At 63.9% G+C, this 16,640-nt stretch carries 15 protein-coding genes and 1 pseudogene; 7 read left to right on the top strand and 9 right to left on the bottom strand.

The genetic code is table 11. The features are described 5' to 3' along the window. Nucleotides 1–95 precede the first annotated feature (95 nt). From ADBZ5N_RS06780 to ADBZ5N_RS06755, 6 genes are all read right to left on the bottom strand, one after another. Nucleotides 96–1,520, bottom strand: a complete 1,425-nt coding sequence (locus ADBZ5N_RS06780) for an FAD-binding oxidoreductase (RefSeq protein WP_526256724.1) — start codon at nucleotides 1,518–1,520, stop codon at nucleotides 96–98. Nucleotides 1,521–1,864: 344 nt separating this feature from the next. Then, the gene (fumC, locus tag ADBZ5N_RS06775; protein WP_526256723.1) at nucleotides 1,865–3,277 is read right to left on the bottom strand and encodes a class II fumarate hydratase; all 1,413 of its coding nucleotides are present in this window, start codon (nucleotides 3,275–3,277) and stop codon (nucleotides 1,865–1,867) included. A gap of 6 nt (nucleotides 3,278–3,283) precedes the next feature. Beyond that, nucleotides 3,284–4,924, bottom strand: a complete 1,641-nt coding sequence (locus ADBZ5N_RS06770) for an NAD-dependent malic enzyme (protein ID WP_526256722.1) — start codon at nucleotides 4,922–4,924, stop codon at nucleotides 3,284–3,286. A gap of 465 nt (nucleotides 4,925–5,389) precedes the next feature. Then, nucleotides 5,390–6,634, bottom strand: coding sequence for a pyridoxal phosphate-dependent decarboxylase family protein (locus ADBZ5N_RS06765; RefSeq protein ID WP_526256721.1), 1,245 nt, complete (start codon nucleotides 6,632–6,634; stop codon nucleotides 5,390–5,392). Between the two features lie 83 nt (nucleotides 6,635–6,717). Further along, nucleotides 6,718–7,731 (bottom strand): CNNM domain-containing protein, encoded by a 1,014-nt coding sequence (locus tag ADBZ5N_RS06760; protein ID WP_526256720.1) that lies wholly within the window; start codon nucleotides 7,729–7,731, stop codon nucleotides 6,718–6,720. Further along, the gene (locus tag ADBZ5N_RS06755; RefSeq protein ID WP_526256719.1) at nucleotides 7,728–9,095 is read right to left on the bottom strand and encodes a CNNM domain-containing protein; all 1,368 of its coding nucleotides are present in this window, start codon (nucleotides 9,093–9,095) and stop codon (nucleotides 7,728–7,730) included. The genes ADBZ5N_RS06760 and ADBZ5N_RS06755 overlap by 4 nt, the downstream gene beginning before the upstream one ends. Nucleotides 9,096–9,313: 218 nt before the next feature. Between ADBZ5N_RS06755 and ADBZ5N_RS06750 the strand changes: the two genes are divergently transcribed. The 7 genes and pseudogenes from ADBZ5N_RS06750 (at nucleotide 9,314) to ADBZ5N_RS06720 (ending at nucleotide 14,401) form a co-directional block, all read left to right on the top strand. After that, the gene (locus ADBZ5N_RS06750) at nucleotides 9,314–9,463 is read left to right on the top strand and encodes a hypothetical protein (RefSeq protein WP_526256718.1); all 150 of its coding nucleotides are present in this window, start codon (nucleotides 9,314–9,316) and stop codon (nucleotides 9,461–9,463) included. Nucleotides 9,464–9,541: 78 nt separating this feature from the next. After that, entirely contained in the window at nucleotides 9,542–10,291 is a 750-nt protein-coding gene (locus tag ADBZ5N_RS06745) for an SDR family oxidoreductase (protein ID WP_526256717.1), read from the top strand. 346 nt (nucleotides 10,292–10,637) lie between these two features. Continuing rightward, the gene (locus ADBZ5N_RS06740; RefSeq protein ID WP_526256716.1) at nucleotides 10,638–11,930 is read left to right on the top strand and encodes an NADH:flavin oxidoreductase/NADH oxidase family protein; all 1,293 of its coding nucleotides are present in this window, start codon (nucleotides 10,638–10,640) and stop codon (nucleotides 11,928–11,930) included. A 112-nt stretch (nucleotides 11,931–12,042) separates the two neighbouring features. Next, nucleotides 12,043–12,432 (top strand): annotated as a pseudogene (locus ADBZ5N_RS06735) (sulfatase-like hydrolase/transferase); the annotation flags it as partial. A gap of 22 nt (nucleotides 12,433–12,454) precedes the next feature. Then, complete coding sequence (locus ADBZ5N_RS06730; RefSeq protein WP_526256715.1) at nucleotides 12,455–12,985, top strand: sulfatase/phosphatase domain-containing protein; 531 nt, start codon at nucleotides 12,455–12,457, stop codon at nucleotides 12,983–12,985. A 326-nt stretch (nucleotides 12,986–13,311) separates the two neighbouring features. Beyond that, on the top strand, nucleotides 13,312–13,860 hold the full coding sequence (locus tag ADBZ5N_RS06725; protein WP_526256714.1) for a YqhA family protein: 549 nt from the start codon (nucleotides 13,312–13,314) through the stop codon (nucleotides 13,858–13,860). A 148-nt stretch (nucleotides 13,861–14,008) separates the two neighbouring features. Further along, nucleotides 14,009–14,401 (top strand): RidA family protein, encoded by a 393-nt coding sequence (locus tag ADBZ5N_RS06720; RefSeq protein WP_526256713.1) that lies wholly within the window; start codon nucleotides 14,009–14,011, stop codon nucleotides 14,399–14,401. Between the two features lie 220 nt (nucleotides 14,402–14,621). Here ADBZ5N_RS06720 and ADBZ5N_RS06715 read toward each other — a convergent pair whose 3' ends face one another. From ADBZ5N_RS06715 to ADBZ5N_RS06705, 3 genes are all read right to left on the bottom strand, one after another. Next, entirely contained in the window at nucleotides 14,622–15,182 is a 561-nt protein-coding gene (locus ADBZ5N_RS06715; RefSeq protein ID WP_526256712.1) for an ATP-binding protein, read from the bottom strand. A gap of 125 nt (nucleotides 15,183–15,307) precedes the next feature. Then, on the bottom strand, nucleotides 15,308–15,454 hold the full coding sequence (locus ADBZ5N_RS06710; protein WP_526256711.1) for a hypothetical protein: 147 nt from the start codon (nucleotides 15,452–15,454) through the stop codon (nucleotides 15,308–15,310). Nucleotides 15,455–15,666: 212 nt separating this feature from the next. After that, nucleotides 15,667–16,640, bottom strand: a 974-nt coding sequence (locus ADBZ5N_RS06705) for an aldehyde dehydrogenase family protein (protein WP_526256710.1), incomplete at its 5' end; no start/stop codon positions are given.

Raw genomic sequence — 16,640 nt, 5'->3', positions numbered from 1 at the left:
CAGCTCGTGGTGTTCCTGCTGCGCGAGCCTGACGAAAATGGCGTCGTCAAGCCCGCAGCGGAGGGGGCGGTTCGAGATTATGCCCGCATGTTCGACTAGAGGAACTTCGCGAACGGGTGGAATCTGAGGCGATTGTTCGGGTCCATCTTCTTCTTCAGAGCCTTCACGGCTTCCGCCATGGCCTGGGTACCAAGTATCTCCGACGAAACGGCGGTGCGGTCCACATCATCGGGCTGTGAATGCGTCCCGCTGAAGTCGACTGTCAGGCCGGCCACGTCTCGCGCCTTGTCAATGACGCCCTTGGTGAGGTCGACAATGGCCTGCCGCTGTTGGACCGCCTTGTCTTTGGCGTCGTACTGGGTGATGAGATCGACAAAGAACGTGTGATGACAATTCCCAGTGGGAAGTCCTGCGCCCGAAACAGCGGCGCCTCCAATTGTCCGGATCTCCACCAGTGACAGCGCAGCCTCCTCCAGTGGCGCCTCGCCTACGACCGTGTCGCAGATGAAGTCAAGGATCGCGTCATCGGGAATTCCCCTGGTTCCCATGCAGTGTTGGAGGGTGGCGAGTGGGTCGCCCTTCATGTCGGCGATGACGGGCCACAATGCGGCCGCCGTCTCATACCAGGACTCCCAGCGGGATGCCGCGACCACAGCAAGCTTCAGGTCGGCGGCGAGGTGCTCAAGCGGCTTGACGAATTCCGCAGTGCTTCCCTGGAAGGAATCGAAGAAGACCACGGTCGCCACCAGAGCTCCGGTGCCCGTGACCACCAACTCCATCGAGACCGATTCGTCTGCCAGGGCATGATCCCTCATGAACCGGAGGGCGCCTCGGGAGAAATCCACGGCCTGTTCGCGTGTCTCGAACGCGACGACCCTTTGCTCGGCGCCCTGAACGACGCTCTCATGGTCCATCCGAATCGTCACGTCGACGACGATGCCCAGCGCGCTGCCGGCTCCCAACATCGCGGTCAGAAGTTCATCCCCGGCAGTGAGAACCCGTATATCGCCCGCCGGCGTGACCAGGGTCAGCGCGACAACCCGCTGCCCCAACAAACCGAGACGTCGTGAAAAGTAGCCGCTCAATCCGCCATTGACGAGGTAGCCGACCACGCCGACCCCCGGACCCGTTCCGACCGGCAGGGCGCCGTGATGGTCCTTGACTGCTTCGACAAGCTCACGAAAGACCACTCCGGCACCCACGGTGACGAGCACGTCTTCACCGTCACGGTGAAACTCGATCGACTTCAGGTGCGCCAGGTCGAGGATGACAGCGTCGCTGCTGGCGATCATCGCCGTGTTCGAGGATTCGTGACCTCCACAGACGCATGCAATCGGGGTGATCGACGGCAACGACTTGACCAGGCCGGAAATCTCCTGGGCGCATCGAGGACGGTAAATTCGGCGGGCGAGGCACGTTGTGGGCACAGGGCTGCCGTCATTGGTCATCAGCACCTTGTTGCCGCTGAGACTCCAGACGCGCTGCGAAAACCAGGCAGCCTCCGCTTCCACCAGTTCCACTGCTCCGCTTGTCATATCCCTGTCATACCACCGACGTCATACCACCGACGTACCAAGGCCACCCGAGACTGCGACCGCGCAGTGGACCACGACCCACCAACCCCAAGACGTCTCCTACCTCACGACGGCACACAGTCAGCGGGGGAGTTCGGGCGTGCTCCCGCACCACCTGTCCCAACGGTTCGGTCACGAGCACCGGATGTTCCGCGTAGGGCGACGGCTCAAGATCGCCACCCGCGTGGTGGTCAGCGCATCGATGCCGCAGCGCCGCTGCTGCTGGCCGCATCGGCAATGCGTTCGGCGGGCTGTTGGGCCACCAGAGGCTGCGGGGTTGCTGCCGGCGGTCACTTTGACGGGTCGGCCGCCACGTATGGGGCCACCATCTTCTTCGGATCGACCACCCGGTCGAACTCCTCGGCGCTGACATACCCGAGTTTGAGTGCGGCCTCACGCAACGTGAGATCGTTATCCATCGCGTAGTGGGCGATCTTGGAGGCTTTGTCATAGCCGATCACCGGTGACAGGGCGGTGACCAACATGAGCGATCGTTCGACGTAGTCGGAAATCTTCTTCAGATTCGGCGTGGTGCCTTCGACCAGGAACTTCCCGAAGTTGGTGCAGCCGTCACTGAGCAGCGTGATCGAGTGGGTGAGGTTGTAGATGATGAGCGGTTTGTAGACATTCATCTCCAGGTAGCCGCCGGAGCCACCGATGCCCACGGCGACGTCATTGGCCATCACCTGAGCCGACAGCATGGTCAGAGCCTCGGCCTGGGTGGGGTTGACCTTGCCGGGCATGATCGACGACCCGGGCTCGTTGGCGGGGATGATCAACTCGGCGAACCCGGCTCTCGGGCCGCAGGACATCAGCCGGATGTCGTTGCCGATCTTGAACAGCGTCGCGGCCAGGGTGCGCAGCGTCCCGGAGAGCTGAACCAGCGCGTCGTGCCCGCCCTGCACACAGAACTTGTTGGGGGCCGAGACGAACCGAAGGCCGGTCAGAGTGGCGATGTTGGCCGCGGCCGCCTCGCCGAAACCGGGCGCGGAATTGATCCCGGTGCCGACGGCGGTGCCACCAAGCGCGAGGCGGTAGACACCTTTGAGCGAGTCCTCAATGCGGTCGATGTTGTCGGCCAGGGCCGCGGCGTAGCCCGACCACTCCTGCCCGAGGGTGAGGGGAGTCGCGTCCTGCATGTGGGTCCGGCCGATCTTGATGATGCCCTGCCAGGCTTCGGACTTCGCTGCGATGGCGTCCTTGAGTTCGGTGACCGCGGGAACGAGTCGGCCGGTGACGTTGACCGCGGCGGCGATGCACATCGCCGTCGGGAAGGAGTCGTTCGACGATTGCGCCATGTTGACGTCGTCGTTGGGGTGCACCGGCTTCTTGCTGCCCAGCGGCGTGCCGGCGAGTTGGCAGCAGCGGTTGGAGATCACCTCGTTGACGTTCATGTTGAACTGTGTGCCGCTGCCGGTCATCCAGACGTGCAGCGGGAACATGTCGGCGAGCTGGCCGGCCAGGATCTCTTCGCACACCTGGGTGATGAGCCGGAACTGCTCATCGCCGAGGCGGCCGTCGGCGTGGTTGGCCTGCGCGGCGGCCTTTTTCAGAATCGCGTACGCGGTGATCATCTCGCGTGGCATCAGGTCGGCGCCGATGCTGAAATGCTCCAGGGAACGCTGGGTCTGCGCACCCCAGAGTTTGTCGGCGGGCACGTCCACGTCGCCGAGGCTGTCGCTCTCCGTGCGGTATCTCGTCATGACGGTTCACGCCAGTTTCGGGTACGAAGGGTTATAGACCTGAGATCGGATGAGGGCCTCCACGTCGTCGGGCCGTTCGACCCGGGCGAGGCCGCTGTCGAAGATCAGCGTGGCGACCCGCGCGGCGGTAGTGATCTCCGTCTGCAAGATGTCGGACTGCAGCGGGTAGAGCAGCCCCTGTGTGAGTAGCTCCGGCGGAACCTGATCGGCGACGGCTTTGGCAGCCTCGATGAACATCTCGTCGGTGACGCGTTTAGCCTCCGTCGCATAGACCGCCATACCGACCGCTGGGAAGATGTAGAAGTTGTTGGCTTGCCCGGGGATGAAGGTCGTTCCGTTGAGGTGCACCGGCGGAAACGGCACGCCCGCAGCGTAAATGGCCTTCCCCCCCGACCAGGTGTACGCCTGTTCAGGAGTGCACTCGGCGCATTCGGTGGGGTTGGACAGGGCGAGAATCACCGGGCGGTCGTTGATCCGGGCCATCGCCTCTATGACTTGCTGGGTGAATGCGCCGCCGATGGTGCTCACCCCGATGATGGTGGTCGGCTTGATGCTCTCGATCGCCGCGACGAAGTCCCGGGTCGGGGCGTGCGGGTGGGCATAGGGCAGCTGGAAGTCCACCAGATCGGTGCGGGTCGATTCCAGAAGTCCGTTGACGTCGAACATGTGGACCCGCGACTGTGCCTCCTGCAGCGACATGCCCTGGCCCACCAGCGCGGTACACAGCAGGTCGGCCAAGCCGATGCCCGCTGACCCGGCACCGAGGAACAAGTACTTCTCGTCCTTGAGCTGGGTGCCCTTGAGCTTGGTGGCATTGATCATTCCCGCCAGCGTGATGCCCGCGGTGCCCTGCACGTCGTCGTTGTAGACGCAGTACTTGTCGCGGTAGCGCTGGAGTAGGTGCACGGCATCCACACCGGTCCAGTCCTCGAAGTGAATGCAGCATTTGGGGAAGACCTCCTGCACTGCATCGACGAACTCATCGACGAAGCTGTAGAGATCCTCGGTAGCCGGTCGCCGCTCGCGCAGGCCGAGGTAGAGCGGGTCATCGAGGTACTGCTCGTTGTTGGTGCCGGCGTCGAGGTACATCGGCATCAACACCTGCGGGGGAACTCCCGCCGTCGCGGTGTAGAGCTGCAGTTTTCCGATCGGGATACCCATCCCGTTGGCGCCCAGGTCGCCGAGTCCGAGGATGCGTCCGCCATCGGTCACACAGATGAAACGGACGTCCTGTTGCGGCCAGTTTCGCAGAACGTCCTTGACCGTACCCCGGCGCTTGATCGAGAGGTACATTCCCCGCGGGCCGCGGAAGAGGTGACCGAACTTCAGGCACACCTCGCCGATTGTCGGGTCATAGACGATCGGCAGGAAGCGGGCGGGGTCAGACATCAAGGTCCGATAGAACAGCGTCTCGTCGTGGTCGAGCAGGTTGGACAGGTAGACGTAGCGGTCCAAATCGGTCGTCTTCTGGCCGAGTTGGAGCATGACTCGGCGCAGCTGCAGATCCTCGGTTTCGGTGGTGTCGGGAACGAGTCCGACCAGGCCCAGGGCCTGCCGCTCGGACTCGGTGAAGGCGGTGGACTTGTTGAGGGCGGGGTCATGGAGCAGGTCGACGCTGCGTTTGGCGGCGGCTGATTGGAAGGCCATGTCCGGAAGCTAACAGCAGAACGCCCATGACCACCATGCTTTGAACGCGCCCCGGAATCACCTGCTCACTTTTCGACTGGAACCGGAATGCAGGACAGCTCCTTGATTCGGGCTGGCAGAATCAACCCATGCCAAATCTGTTACGTCGCACGACCATCGCCATTCTCGCGGCCACGCCTGTCACTGCCTTGTCGCTCTTCAGCGCCGGGATCGGTTCGGCAGAGCCGCTGAATTGCACCAGTGGACAGTTCTGGGATCCGATTACCAACACCTGCCAGACGCCGCAGCCCGCGCAAGACTGTGCGTCCGGTGAGTACTGGAACGCGTTGTCCAATGTGTGCCGTCCGCTGGGTCAGCTCTAGTCCACCTAAGCGGAAGTAAGCCCTCGCTTTGCCACCAGAAGTGAAAACTGGGCCAACGAGTAGCGGATCCCACAGGTGCAGGATCTTGTACTAGCTGACCGAGCTACGATCTGGCGGCCCGCCGGACTCTTTCGACGACAAGTTCGGGGTCGGCATGGGGGTTGACGGCCACCGAACGTAGCCACGTGTCCGTCCCGATCGTGGCGGTACTGACCCAGGCTCCACGCAGACGCTCCTTGATGTACTCAGCGGGAGCGTCACGCGAGCGCCAGTTGACGATACCGGCGACAGGTTCGCGCCACAGTTCCAAATCCTCAGCTTCACTGATGATCTCGGCCAGCCGGAGGCTGAGTGCCATGTCGGCGTCGATCCGTTCGGCGACTCCTTGACGTCCCCACCCGAGCAGTGTGGCCGCCAACGGCAGAGCTCTATCCCCGGCGGATCCGAGTAGCCCCACATTAGGAGCAGCCAGGTAGCCACCACCGAAGGTCAACGGAGCCTGGGCAGAGTCCGGATCGGCGAACAACACCAGCGCGCAACCCTTGGGTTGGTATAGCCACTTATGCGCCGACACCGAAACGGAATCCGCCGTATGGATCCCTTCCAGCAGATCTGCATGGGACGAAAGTCGCAGCGGACCTGCCCAGGCGGCGTCGACATGGCGCCAGGCTGCACCGCGCCCGGCGTTGAGGGGGTCGATCGCACCGGCGGACACAGTGCCGGCGACGAGCACCACAATCGCGTCGCTGAGGTCATCGTCGAGCAGATCGGCATGAAGCCGCTGGGCGCCGTCCACCGGTAGCTCGCCGAGTTCGAGGCCCAGCAGCTGGGCCGACTTCCGAATGCTCAGATGCGCAGCCGTCGAGCACAGGACTCGTCGCGCTCCGGTCAGTTCCCGGGCGGCCCAGAGCGCAGTCAGGTTCGCCACGGTGGATCCCGGAACCAGGTGTCCTCCGCGCATCCCGAACGCCGGAGCCAACCAGTCGATGACCAGCGTCTCCAGCAGCCGAGCGGTTGGACCCACGTCGGGGTGCAAAAGGTTCTGGTTCATCGCCGCCGCCCACATTGTCGCTGCCCATGTCACCCACGGCGTCGGAGGGTCCATGTGCGCCAGAAAGCCCGGATGATCCAGTCGGACAGCCTGATTCAGGCTCACTGGAGCGAGAGCTCGCAGCGCCGCACTGCCACCGATCCCTTCCTGCGGCCATTCCATCGGGAACACGTCGGTGGAGCCCTCGAGGTGCGGAAAGCCCGGATCCGCCCGTGCAGCGAGCAGGAGCTCCAGGGCTTCGCGCAATCCGACTGGATCTGCAACGAATTCGTCCCCGTCCGGGCGCGATTCCAGCATTTGCCAAGCGTAAGGGTCGGCAAGACCATGGTGCTGGCACCAATCACCTCACGCGCACCGAAAACCGCACTAATGGCTGGGAGTCAGGCTGCCGAGTCGCTGGATTGGAGCAAACGCTCGAGTACGTCGTTGAGCGTGATCAGCCCGATGACTTGGCCGGAGTCTGTGACGGTGCACAGGTGACTGCGCTTCTCACGCATGATCCCCAACGCCTCATACACCGGGACCGAGACATCAAGAGTCACGGCGGGTCTCATCAGATCGACGGCGTTGGTCTGCGGTGGTGCCTGGAGACTGTCACGAACATGCACAACACCGTCGACGCGGCCGTTGCCGCGAACGAGAAGCCGCAGGTGCCCGGTTCGCCTGGCTGTCTCTTGAATCATCGCGCAGTCGGCATCCGGCGCGACGCTACTCGGTTGAGCATTGGGGCGGACCATGTCCCCGACGGTCAGGGCCTGCAGTTCGAGGGCGCTGGTCAGATGACCGTGATAGCGCTCGTCCAATGTGCCCACAGTCGCGGAGTGTTCGACAAGATGACGCAACGCGTCGGGATCTTGTCCAGTGCTTACCTGATCGACGGGCTGGACACCGACCTTGCGCAGACACCAGTTGGCCAGGTGGTTGAGCCGGACGATCGCAGGACGCGTCACCCACATGAAGCCCCGCATCGGGATGGCAAGCATCACCGCCGACTTCTCCGGGTGCGCGATGGCCCACGACTTCGGCGCCATTTCCCCGACCACCAGATGCAGGAAGGTCACAATGATCAGTGCCAGAACGAATCCCGCGACGTCGGCAAGCCACAACGGTGCCCCCCAACCCTGAATGGCCGGTGTGAGCCAGCGCTGCACCGCAGGTTTGGTCACCGCACCCAACGCCAGGGTGCACACGGTGATTCCGAGCTGGGAACCGGCCAGCAGCACGGATAGTTCCGAGGCGCTGCGCAGCGCGGCCCGCGCGGCCCGGCTGTGCGGGGCCGCGTCCTCCAACCGCGAGCGGCGCGCGGCGATCAGAGCGAACTCCACCGCGACGAAGAACGCACTGGCGGCTATCAACCCTGTCGTCACTGCGACAAAGACCCAGGGATTACTCATCTCTCCGCCTCGATACCGGCGCCGGCATCGGCCGAAATCGTGACGAAAACCGACGAGGGAACGCGATTCTCGACGGCACGAACGTCTGCGCGGAGAACCCGTCGTACCAGCGCCGGTCCTTGAGCCAAGTCGGCAGGATGCGGATCCAACGGAATGTCTACCGTATCGCCGACGACCGGTAGGCCGCCGAACTCCGCGATGACCAGGCCGGCGAGGGTTTCGTAGGCGCCTTCGGGGACATCGTGACCCAGCGCGCGGGCAACTTCGTCGAGAGGCACGTCACCGCGGAGCAGCCAGCCTTCAGGGAGGCAGATGATGTCCTCATCCTCAGTGTCGTGTTCGTCGGCGATCTCACCGACGAGCTCTTCGGCCATGTCCTCGACGGTGAGAACACCGGCGAATCCGCCGTACTCGTCGATGACCAGGGCCATCTCCTGCTTGGCTTTGGTCAACTGCGCCAGGACCGTCGTCAGCGGGAGGGTCGTGGGCACGACGACTGCAGGTCGGCACGCCGTTCGCGCTGTGCCGGTGCGGGTGTCATCCAGAAGGTCATGAAGGTGAACGACGCCGAGCAGTTCGTCGGAGGGGGTGTCGATGACCGGGTAGCGAGTGTGGCCGTCGGCCATCCTCGCCAACACCCCCGAGATCGACTCATCGGCTCCGACGACGTCGACCCGGGCACGCGGAATCATCGCGTGCTCGGCGGTGCGGGTGGGAAAGTCCAGGATTCGGTCGAGCAGGTTGGACAGTTCGGCCGGTAACTCGCCGGTCTGGCGCGACTCGGCGACGATGTGCTCGAGGTCGCGGGCGGTCGCCGAGTGCTCCACGTCGTGAACCGGCTCGATCCGCAACGTCCGCAACAGCAGGTTCGACGACGAATCGAAGAGTTTGATCAGCCAGCCGAATAGCGCCAGGTAGATGGCGGTGGAGCGAGAAAGCCACCGGGCTACCGGCTCCGGGCGGGCGATCGCGAGGTTCTTCGGGAACAACTCGCCGAAAACCATCTGCACAACGGTCGAGAACACCACCGCCAGGATCACCCCGATGGCAATGGCCAGGGCCGCGGGGGTCCCGGCACCACCGAGCAGTTCCCCCACCCCGGCTCCGATGAGCGGTTCGGCGACGTAACCGACGAGCAGACCGGTGACGGTGATGCCCAGTTGCGCACCGGACAGCATGAACGACGTCCGTCGGGTTATCGACAGCGCCCGGCGTGCGGCCGCGTCACCGGCTTCCGCACGGGCCTTCAGCCGGGACCGATCCACAGCCATGTAGGCGAATTCCTGAGCAACGAAGTATCCGGTGACAGCGGTAATCGCAAGGACAACGAGGATGCCGAAACCGATACCCAGAGTGGTCAGCACATGCGTCTTCCGGCTGCGACGACAGAGCGGCCGTCAAATCCGGGTCGGGGTCTTCGAGGTTTGCGCTTGGCGCGTCTCATCGCTCCCTCTGGTGCTCGCTTTTCACGACTATTTTGCCATGAAACGGGTGCGGGCAATTCCGCAAGGTCCCGGCCCGGACGGCTACCCGCCATCAGGATTTGTCGGCCGATCGGTGTAGGTCAGCCTCCACCGCACATGTGACCGAAACGGGCGACGTCAGCGGGGAAGGGTGGATCTCCAATCTGCACCGCCCGCCGGACACTGTCGATAACGTCAGCTGGACCACCGTGGGTCAGGCCGTCGCGCTGACCTCACACATCGCCACCACGTGGGCGGCCGCAAGGTGAAAGGAGTCTCCATGGAACGCGAGCCAGGGAACCGCAAGATCCGCGCGCCGATTCCCGGATCTTGAGAAGCAGAGCTCGATGAGGATCGCGATCGCGGGAGCGACCGGCACGGTCGGGCGCCACATTCTCCAAACAGCCCGAGGCCGAGGGCACGAAGTCGTCGCCCTGTCCCGGTCCTCGGGCCAGGACGTGTCGACCGGCGCAGGACTGGTGGAGGCCATCGCAGGAACGGACGCGGTCATCGACGTGACCAACGTGCTGACGACCAGCGCATCAAAATCGAGACAGTTCTTCACCCGATCCACCCGCAATCTGCTCGCCGCTGAGCGCTCGGCCGGTGTGGGGCATCATGTGTTGTTGTCGATCGTGGGAATCGGCGACACCGATGCCGGCTACTACGCCGGCAAACGTGCGCAGGAACGTGAGGTTTCGACAGGGGCGGTCCCATGGACGATTCAGCGAACGACCCAGTTCCACGAGTTCGCCGGGCAGGTGGTGCAGCGAGCGACGTTCGGGCCGGTCGTGCTGATCCCCACGATGCGGATCCGTCCTGTCGCGGCGCGTGAGGTCGCCGAGCGACTGGTGGAGGTCGCCGAAGCCGGACCGAGCGGGCGGTTGGCCGATCTTGTCGGGCCCGCCGATGAACGCCTCATCGACATGGTGCGACGACTGCATGCCCGCGACGGCGTCACGGCACGTTCGTATGAGATCCAACTACCCGGCCGGTATTGGCGCGCAGCGGCTTCCGGGTTGCTACGGGGCGACCCGGCCGAGTCGGACATCGCGCCGACGACGTTCGAACAATGGCTGGACGGCCGCGTCAAGTAGGGGAACCGCCAGCGGGCCGCCCGCAGCACGGGTCGCGGTAGCGAAGCTAGCTTCGAGTGCGCGATTCAACCGCCTCCGGCGGCATCGCAGTTCGCACAGTCGAACCCCTGCTTGCCCACCGCGCCCAGCTCGGTGAGCCGCTGCACGGTCCCGCATTCGGACCGCAAGCGTGACAGATGATTTCATCCCGGCCAGCGAAACGTCCTACTGAATCACGACGTTCAAATCATGCTGCGGCCGGATCGGCGGCCGGCGAGCCAGTGCTGCCAGAGCAAGCGAGCCCGACGGTGCGAGGTGCCACGGGTCCAGTCTAATGTTCACAGGCAAACCTGCATCGGGGATCATCATGTCGGAACTGCTCGAACAATCGCTCGCGCTACCCTGCGGTGCCCGCTTGCGTAACCGCCTCGCCAAAGCCGCCATGACCGAAGGCTTGGCTGACCCCGCCGGCATACCGACAGCGGAACTGGACAGGCTGTACGGGCTGTGGAGCGATGGCGGCGCGGGACTGCTGTTATCCGGCAATATCCTTGTCGACTGCGACCACCTTGAGCGCCCGGGCAATGTGATTATTGATCGTGAGCCTGATGCCGAAATGCACGCGGCGCTGTCGCGCTGGGCTTTAGCCGCTACCCGCAATGGCAATCACTTCTGGGCGCAGATCAGCCATGCAGGGCGCCAGACACAGAAAATCATCAATCCGCATCCGAAAGCGCCCTCCGCGGTAAAAATCGGCTTGCCGGGTGGCCAGTTTGGTGAACCCGTTGCGCTCACAGTTTCCGAAATTGAAGACATCGTCCAGCGCTTTGGGGTGTGCGCCGCAGCCGTTCAAGCGGCCGGATTCACCGGGGTTCAGATTCACGCCGCCCACGGTTACCTGCTGTCGCAGTTTTTGAGTCCGCGCAGCAATGTGCGCACTGATCAGTTCGGTGGTGCGCTCGCCAATCGCGCCAGAGCGTTACTGGATACCGTGAAGACGGTGCGGGCGGCGGTGGGGCCTGACTTTCCTGTGGCGGTCAAACTCAACAGTGCCGACTTCCAAAAAGGCGGATTCGCCTTTGAGGACAGTCTGCAGGTGGCGCAGTGGCTGCAAGACGCGGGCGTCGACCTGCTGGAAATCTCCGGCGGCACCTACGAGCAACCGAAGTTGTTGGGCGTTGCGGGTATCGAGGAGGAGGAGCCACAACATGTCGCACACTCCACGCAGATGCGCGAGGCTTACTTTGTGGATTTCGCACTGGCCATGCGGGAAAAAGTTTCTATTCCGTTGATGGTGACCGGAGGCTTCCGGAGGCGCGACGTCATGGAACAGGCCATCAGTAGCGGCGGTGCCGACTTGATTGGCGTGGGCCGGCCGCTGTGTGTGATGACCGATGCGCCCGCCCAAATCCTGCAGGGTCTGGCGGAGCTTCCGCGTTTTGAGGCGCAACTGGCACTGCTTCCAACCTGGTTGGCGTTTCTCAACAGGATCAAAATCGTGCGCACTGTTGCCAGTTTTGGCGTGCAGTACTGGTACTACGCGCAGCTGGAGATGCTGGGGAGTACCAGCAGGGCGGCACCCGACATGACAGTGTTTGCGGCAACTCGTAAGGTCCTTGCGCAGCAACAACGCTGGGTCGCAGCGCGTCGTCGGCTGTGATTGCTCCGCCCTTGCAGTTCTGGGAATGAGACCCTAGGTGAGACAAACCGGTCATGAAACGAAGTGAGACGACCTGAGAAGTTCAGGTTGGGGCGTGACAGGATGCTTGAGCATGGCACGCCCCAACTTTCTGGTCATCGTGGCCGACGATCTGGGGTTCTCCGATATCGGTGCCTTCGGTGGTGAGATCAACACCCCCAACCTGGACCGCCTGGCCCACGCGGGCATCAGGCTGACCGATTTCCATTCCGCCCCGGCCTGCTCGCCGACGCGGGCGATGCTGCTGACCGGAACCGATCACCACGTCGCCGGAATCGGCACCATGCTCGAGATGACCGCACCGGATTTCGCCGGCGCCCCCGGCTATGAGGGGTATCTGAACGACCGGGTGGTGGCGCTGCCGGAACTGCTGCGCGACGCCGGTTACCAGACGCTCATGGCGGGCAAGTGGCATCTGGGCCGCACGATCGACAGGTCTCCGTGGGCGCGGGGATTCGACCGCTCCTTCGCCCTGTTGCCGGCCGGTGCCAGCCACTACGGCGCGTCTGCACAAGGCCTTCACCACCGAGGGCGGGATCCGGGTGCCGGGCTTCCTCACCTGGCCGGGCTTTTCCCGGCAGCGGGAGATCGGCACGGCGTTCAGCACCGTCATGGACATCGCCCCGACGGTGCTCGAGCTCGCCGGCGCCGCCCATCCCGGCACCACCTACCGGGGTCGGGAGGTGGAGCCGATGCGCGGCCGATCGATGCTGCCCTACCTGTCCGGACAGACCGACGCGGTGCACGATGCCGATACCGGCACCGGGTGGGAGTTGTTCGGCCGCCGCGCTATTCGCCAGGGTGACTGGAAGGCGCTGTACCTGCCCGCGCCGTACGGCCCGGGTGCCTGGCAGCTCTATGACCTCTCCCGTGATCCCGGCGAGGTCCACGACTTGGCCGCCTCCCGGCCCGACAAACTGGCCGACCTGCTCGAGCTGTGGGACCGCTACGTTGAGGACAACGGCGTCATCATCGGACCCGTGTCGGTCTACGAGGTCGACATACAGGCGTGGTGACCGAGCCCGTGCGGATCGACCTTCACCGCCGTCCCCTCCCCGTAGCTGTCGAGCGCTTCTTCAGTGAAATCGAGCCGGTAATGGACTCGGCCGAGGTGCGGGTGAGCCACTGTTGCCAGACGTTTTCCGTACAGCCAAACATCCCGTGTTGCTGTGCGTTTAGGCATCGGTGACCTCGATCCGCGCGAAGCTTGGGACCACGACACAATGAGGCTGCACTGTCATCGGCGTCCGGGTCGCCCCCGATTCAACACCGTTTCAGCGACAACGGGAATAGACTTTCAGACATCCCCGCTCCAGTCGTATCCACCACTTCCACGGGCCTGATGAACCGAATCCTCAGCCTGACCCGGTACGCCGTTGTGGTGCCTGCCTTGGCATCTATCCTCGGCGCGTTGCTTCTGATGGCTCAAGGCTCAATTTCTATGGTGGTGGCCGTTATCTCTGTGGTCTCCAATGAGTCGACCCTGAAAGACACCATTGTTGATGTCTTGACCGCCGTGGACGCGATCTTGCTCGGCACAGTGCTGCTCGTCATCGGGTATGGCCTCTACGAGCTGTTCATTGATGCGGAAGTGAACGTGCCTCTCTGGTTGAGAGTCCGCGACTTAGACGACTTGAAGTCGAAACTCATCGGCGTGGTGGTTGCCATCATCGCAGTAGTTTTTGTGGGTGTTTTTGTGGATTCCAATAGAGCGGAAGAAGTGATTGCCTACGGAGTCGGCGCCGGCGCGATAGTTTCGGGGCTGGCGATTTTTGCCTACGCCTCGAAAAAGAATGATTCCCACAGCAGCACTGGATCTCCCTCGATGAAACAGATGCATGGCGCAAGCGGGCAACAACAACCCCGCGACGACAGCAACGATCTGAAGTAGCTTTCGACTCCTCTACACAAGCGGACGGAACATTTCCAATGCCACGTCGCATCCGCCTGAATGCCGTTCTTCTCGCCCGGTCCATGGCGGTAGCCTCCCGCGCTAACCTCTGTGCTGACAGGCCGAGCCAAAGACGAGGAGACCAACGATGGCGGCTGACAGACTGATCTCCAGCGGCAGCCCCTGGGAGGTCTCAATCGGCTATTCCCGGGCGACGGTCGCCGGCGACTACGTGCACGTATCGGGGTCCACCGCGAGCATCGGCGGTGAAATACAGCATGCGGGCGACGCCTACCGCCAGACCCTGGTCGCATTGAACGACGTCATCGCCCCCGCGCTGGCGCAAGTCGGCTACTCACTGGCAGACGTGGTCCGTTCGCGGGTCTACCTGGCCAACGCCTCCGATGTCGACGGGGTCGCCAAGGCGCACGGCGAGGTCTTCGGCGAGATCCGGCCGGCCGCGACCATGGTCGCCGGGGTGACGATGGTCGATCCGAAAATGTTGGTAGAAGTCGAAGTCGACGCCTGGAAGCGTGGCTAGTCAGTCCTTGTCGCCGCACCGGCGTTACGGACCAACCATTCATGTTCACGGCGAAAGTCAAAGGGCGGTTGACCGTAGAGTGCCGAAAAGGACCTCCCTGGTACTGACGGCACAGGCCGGAAAGCGCTGCTAAACAACAAGAGCCGCCCCGGTCGAACTCTCAATCGGGGGCACCTGGAGATTTGCACCCCGACGCAACCACGGCCGCCACTGCCGCCGCCTAGTCGAAGCGTTGACTGATGAGCGTCCAATGGTTGCCCAGGTCGTCGCAGCGGTACGCCAACTGGTCCAAGACGGTTTGGGCCAACGCGAGACCGCGGCCCCGCTCGGCCATTGCGTCGGGCATGGCCACGGACGCAAGGTCGATGTCGGCGGGCGGGCCGTCGTCGGTGAAGGTGACGTGCACCTGATCGCCCACCAGTTCTGAGCCCATCCGGATTCCCACCGGCTGGCGGCCCCCGGTGTGCTCGATGATGTTGGCACCAATCTCGGCGGTGGCGATTGACATCTGCGTACGTACCTCATCGGGAACGTGGGGGTGGATCAGCCACAGGGAGTTGAGCTCACCTTGAATCGCCCCGAGCGGGTCGGGATGGGCACCGCCGATCTCGGCGCTACCCGCAGTGTCACTTGCGGCGGCGTAGGAGGCGATCGCCGGCGATTGGACCACCCTGGGCAGCGGCGCCGCGGCCAACACCGTCTTCAAGTAAGCGCGGCGCTCCAACGCCCACACCTGAAAAGCGGCGAGGTCGTCCCTGTCGAAGTTATCCCAGCTGTTCATCAGGACAGGGCCGCCCGGCAGGCGCCGAGTGTGGTGGCGGCGGCCAGCAACGCGGCCGCGCCGGTGATGCGGATTATGCCGTACATCAGAGGTTCCGCTCCCATGCGAATTCTCCCGTCCGGAGGTCAGCGTGCCGACAGCACCTGGAAGCCGTCGATGATGCTCTGGGCGTCCTCGGCGTAGCTGCCGCTGTCGGGGTCGACCGCCTGGATGGTGAGCGTCGCGAAATATGACGTCGCCGGACTGGTACACCACCACCCGGGTAGCGGCACTACGCGGCGGCACCGCTCCAGTGGCCGGTGCGGTGTAGGTGCTCGTCATTGCCGCAGACCGCAGACTTGGTTGGCCTGGGTGCTCAGATCGGTCGCAGTGTCGGCTCGATGCTGGCCGCAGCGCTGGTTCTGCTCGCCTCCTCACCAGAACAAGGCCCGGGCTGCGAACGCCAGCATCGCGCTGCCGGTGGCGGCGCTGCTCTGAGTGACTGCTAGGAAACGGTTCGGATGAGTTTCTTGTTGACGAACTCGTCGATGCCGAACCGGCCCAATTCACGTCCGAACCCGGACCGCTTGACCCCGCCGAAGGGCAGTTCGACCCCCTCGGCGCCGACGGCGTTGATGAAGACCATCCCGGCGTCGATCTTGTCGGCCACCCGCTTGGCCTGCTCCGGGTCGGTGGTGAACACATATGAGCCCAAGCCGAACGGGGTGTCGTTGGCCACCTTGACGGCCTCATCCTCCGAGCTGACCTTGTAGACCGTCGCCACCGGGCCGAACAATTCCTCGTGGTAGGACGGCGAGGCCGGCGACACCCCGGTCAGGACAGCCGGCGGAAAGTAGGCGCCGTTACGCTCGCCCGCAGACACCAGTTGGGCGCCGTCGGCGACCGCCCGGTCGACCTGCTCGGCCAGCCGTTCCGCGGCGGCCGCCGAGGACAGCGGAGCAAGGCCTTCGGCGGTCTCGAGCACTTTCTTGGTGAACAGGTCGACGAACTCGTCATAGAGGTTCTCGACCACGATGAACCGCTTGGCGGCATTACAGGCCTGGCCGGTGTTCTCGAACCGGCCGGCCACGGCGGCGTCGACGGTGGCATCGAGGTCATCGGTACTCAGCACGATGAACGGGTCGGAGCCGCCGAGTTCGAGCACGACCTTCTTGAGGTTGCGGCCGGCGATCTCGGCCACCGCCGCGCCGGCGCGCTCCGAACCGGTGAGCGAGACGCCCTGAACGCGCGGGTCGGCGATGGCGTCGGCGATCTGCTCGTTGGTCGCATAGACGTTGACGTAGGCCCCCTTGGGGAACCCGGCGTCGTCGAAGATCTGCTGGATGGCTTCAGCAGATTCCGGGCACTGCGGGGCGTGCTTGAGCACGATGGTGTTGCCCAGCACCAGGTTCGGTCCGGCGAACCGGGCCACCTGGTAGTAGGGGTAGTTCCACGGCATGATGCCCAGCAGCACCCCCA

Source organism: Mycobacterium sp. (assembly GCF_044370595.1).
GTDB lineage: Bacteria > Actinomycetota > Actinomycetes > Mycobacteriales > Mycobacteriaceae > Mycobacterium.
Note: the sequence above shows the minus strand (reverse complement) of the source record. Positions and strands in the feature narration are given on the sequence as shown.

What these genes read in the sequence shown, in the direction of transcription:
- fumC (WP_526256723.1), bottom strand. Translation starts at nt 3,277, where the DNA reads ATGACGAGATACCGCACGGAGAGCGACAGCCTCGGCGACGTGGACGTG.
- ADBZ5N_RS06770 (WP_526256722.1), bottom strand. Translation starts at nt 4,924, where the DNA reads ATGGCCTTCCAATCAGCCGCCGCCAAACGCAGCGTCGACCTGCTCCAT.
- ADBZ5N_RS06765 (WP_526256721.1), bottom strand. Translation starts at nt 6,634, where the DNA reads ATGCTGGAATCGCGCCCGGACGGGGACGAATTCGTTGCAGATCCAGTC.
- ADBZ5N_RS06760 (WP_526256720.1), bottom strand. Translation starts at nt 7,731, where the DNA reads ATGAGTAATCCCTGGGTCTTTGTCGCAGTGACGACAGGGTTGATAGCC.
- ADBZ5N_RS06745 (WP_526256717.1), top strand. Translation starts at nt 9,542, where the DNA reads ATGAGGATCGCGATCGCGGGAGCGACCGGCACGGTCGGGCGCCACATT.
- ADBZ5N_RS06740 (WP_526256716.1), top strand. Translation starts at nt 10,638, where the DNA reads ATGTCGGAACTGCTCGAACAATCGCTCGCGCTACCCTGCGGTGCCCGC.
- ADBZ5N_RS06725 (WP_526256714.1), top strand. Translation starts at nt 13,312, where the DNA reads ATGAACCGAATCCTCAGCCTGACCCGGTACGCCGTTGTGGTGCCTGCC.
- ADBZ5N_RS06720 (WP_526256713.1), top strand. Translation starts at nt 14,009, where the DNA reads ATGGCGGCTGACAGACTGATCTCCAGCGGCAGCCCCTGGGAGGTCTCA.
- ADBZ5N_RS06715 (WP_526256712.1), bottom strand. Translation starts at nt 15,182, where the DNA reads ATGAACAGCTGGGATAACTTCGACAGGGACGACCTCGCCGCTTTTCAG.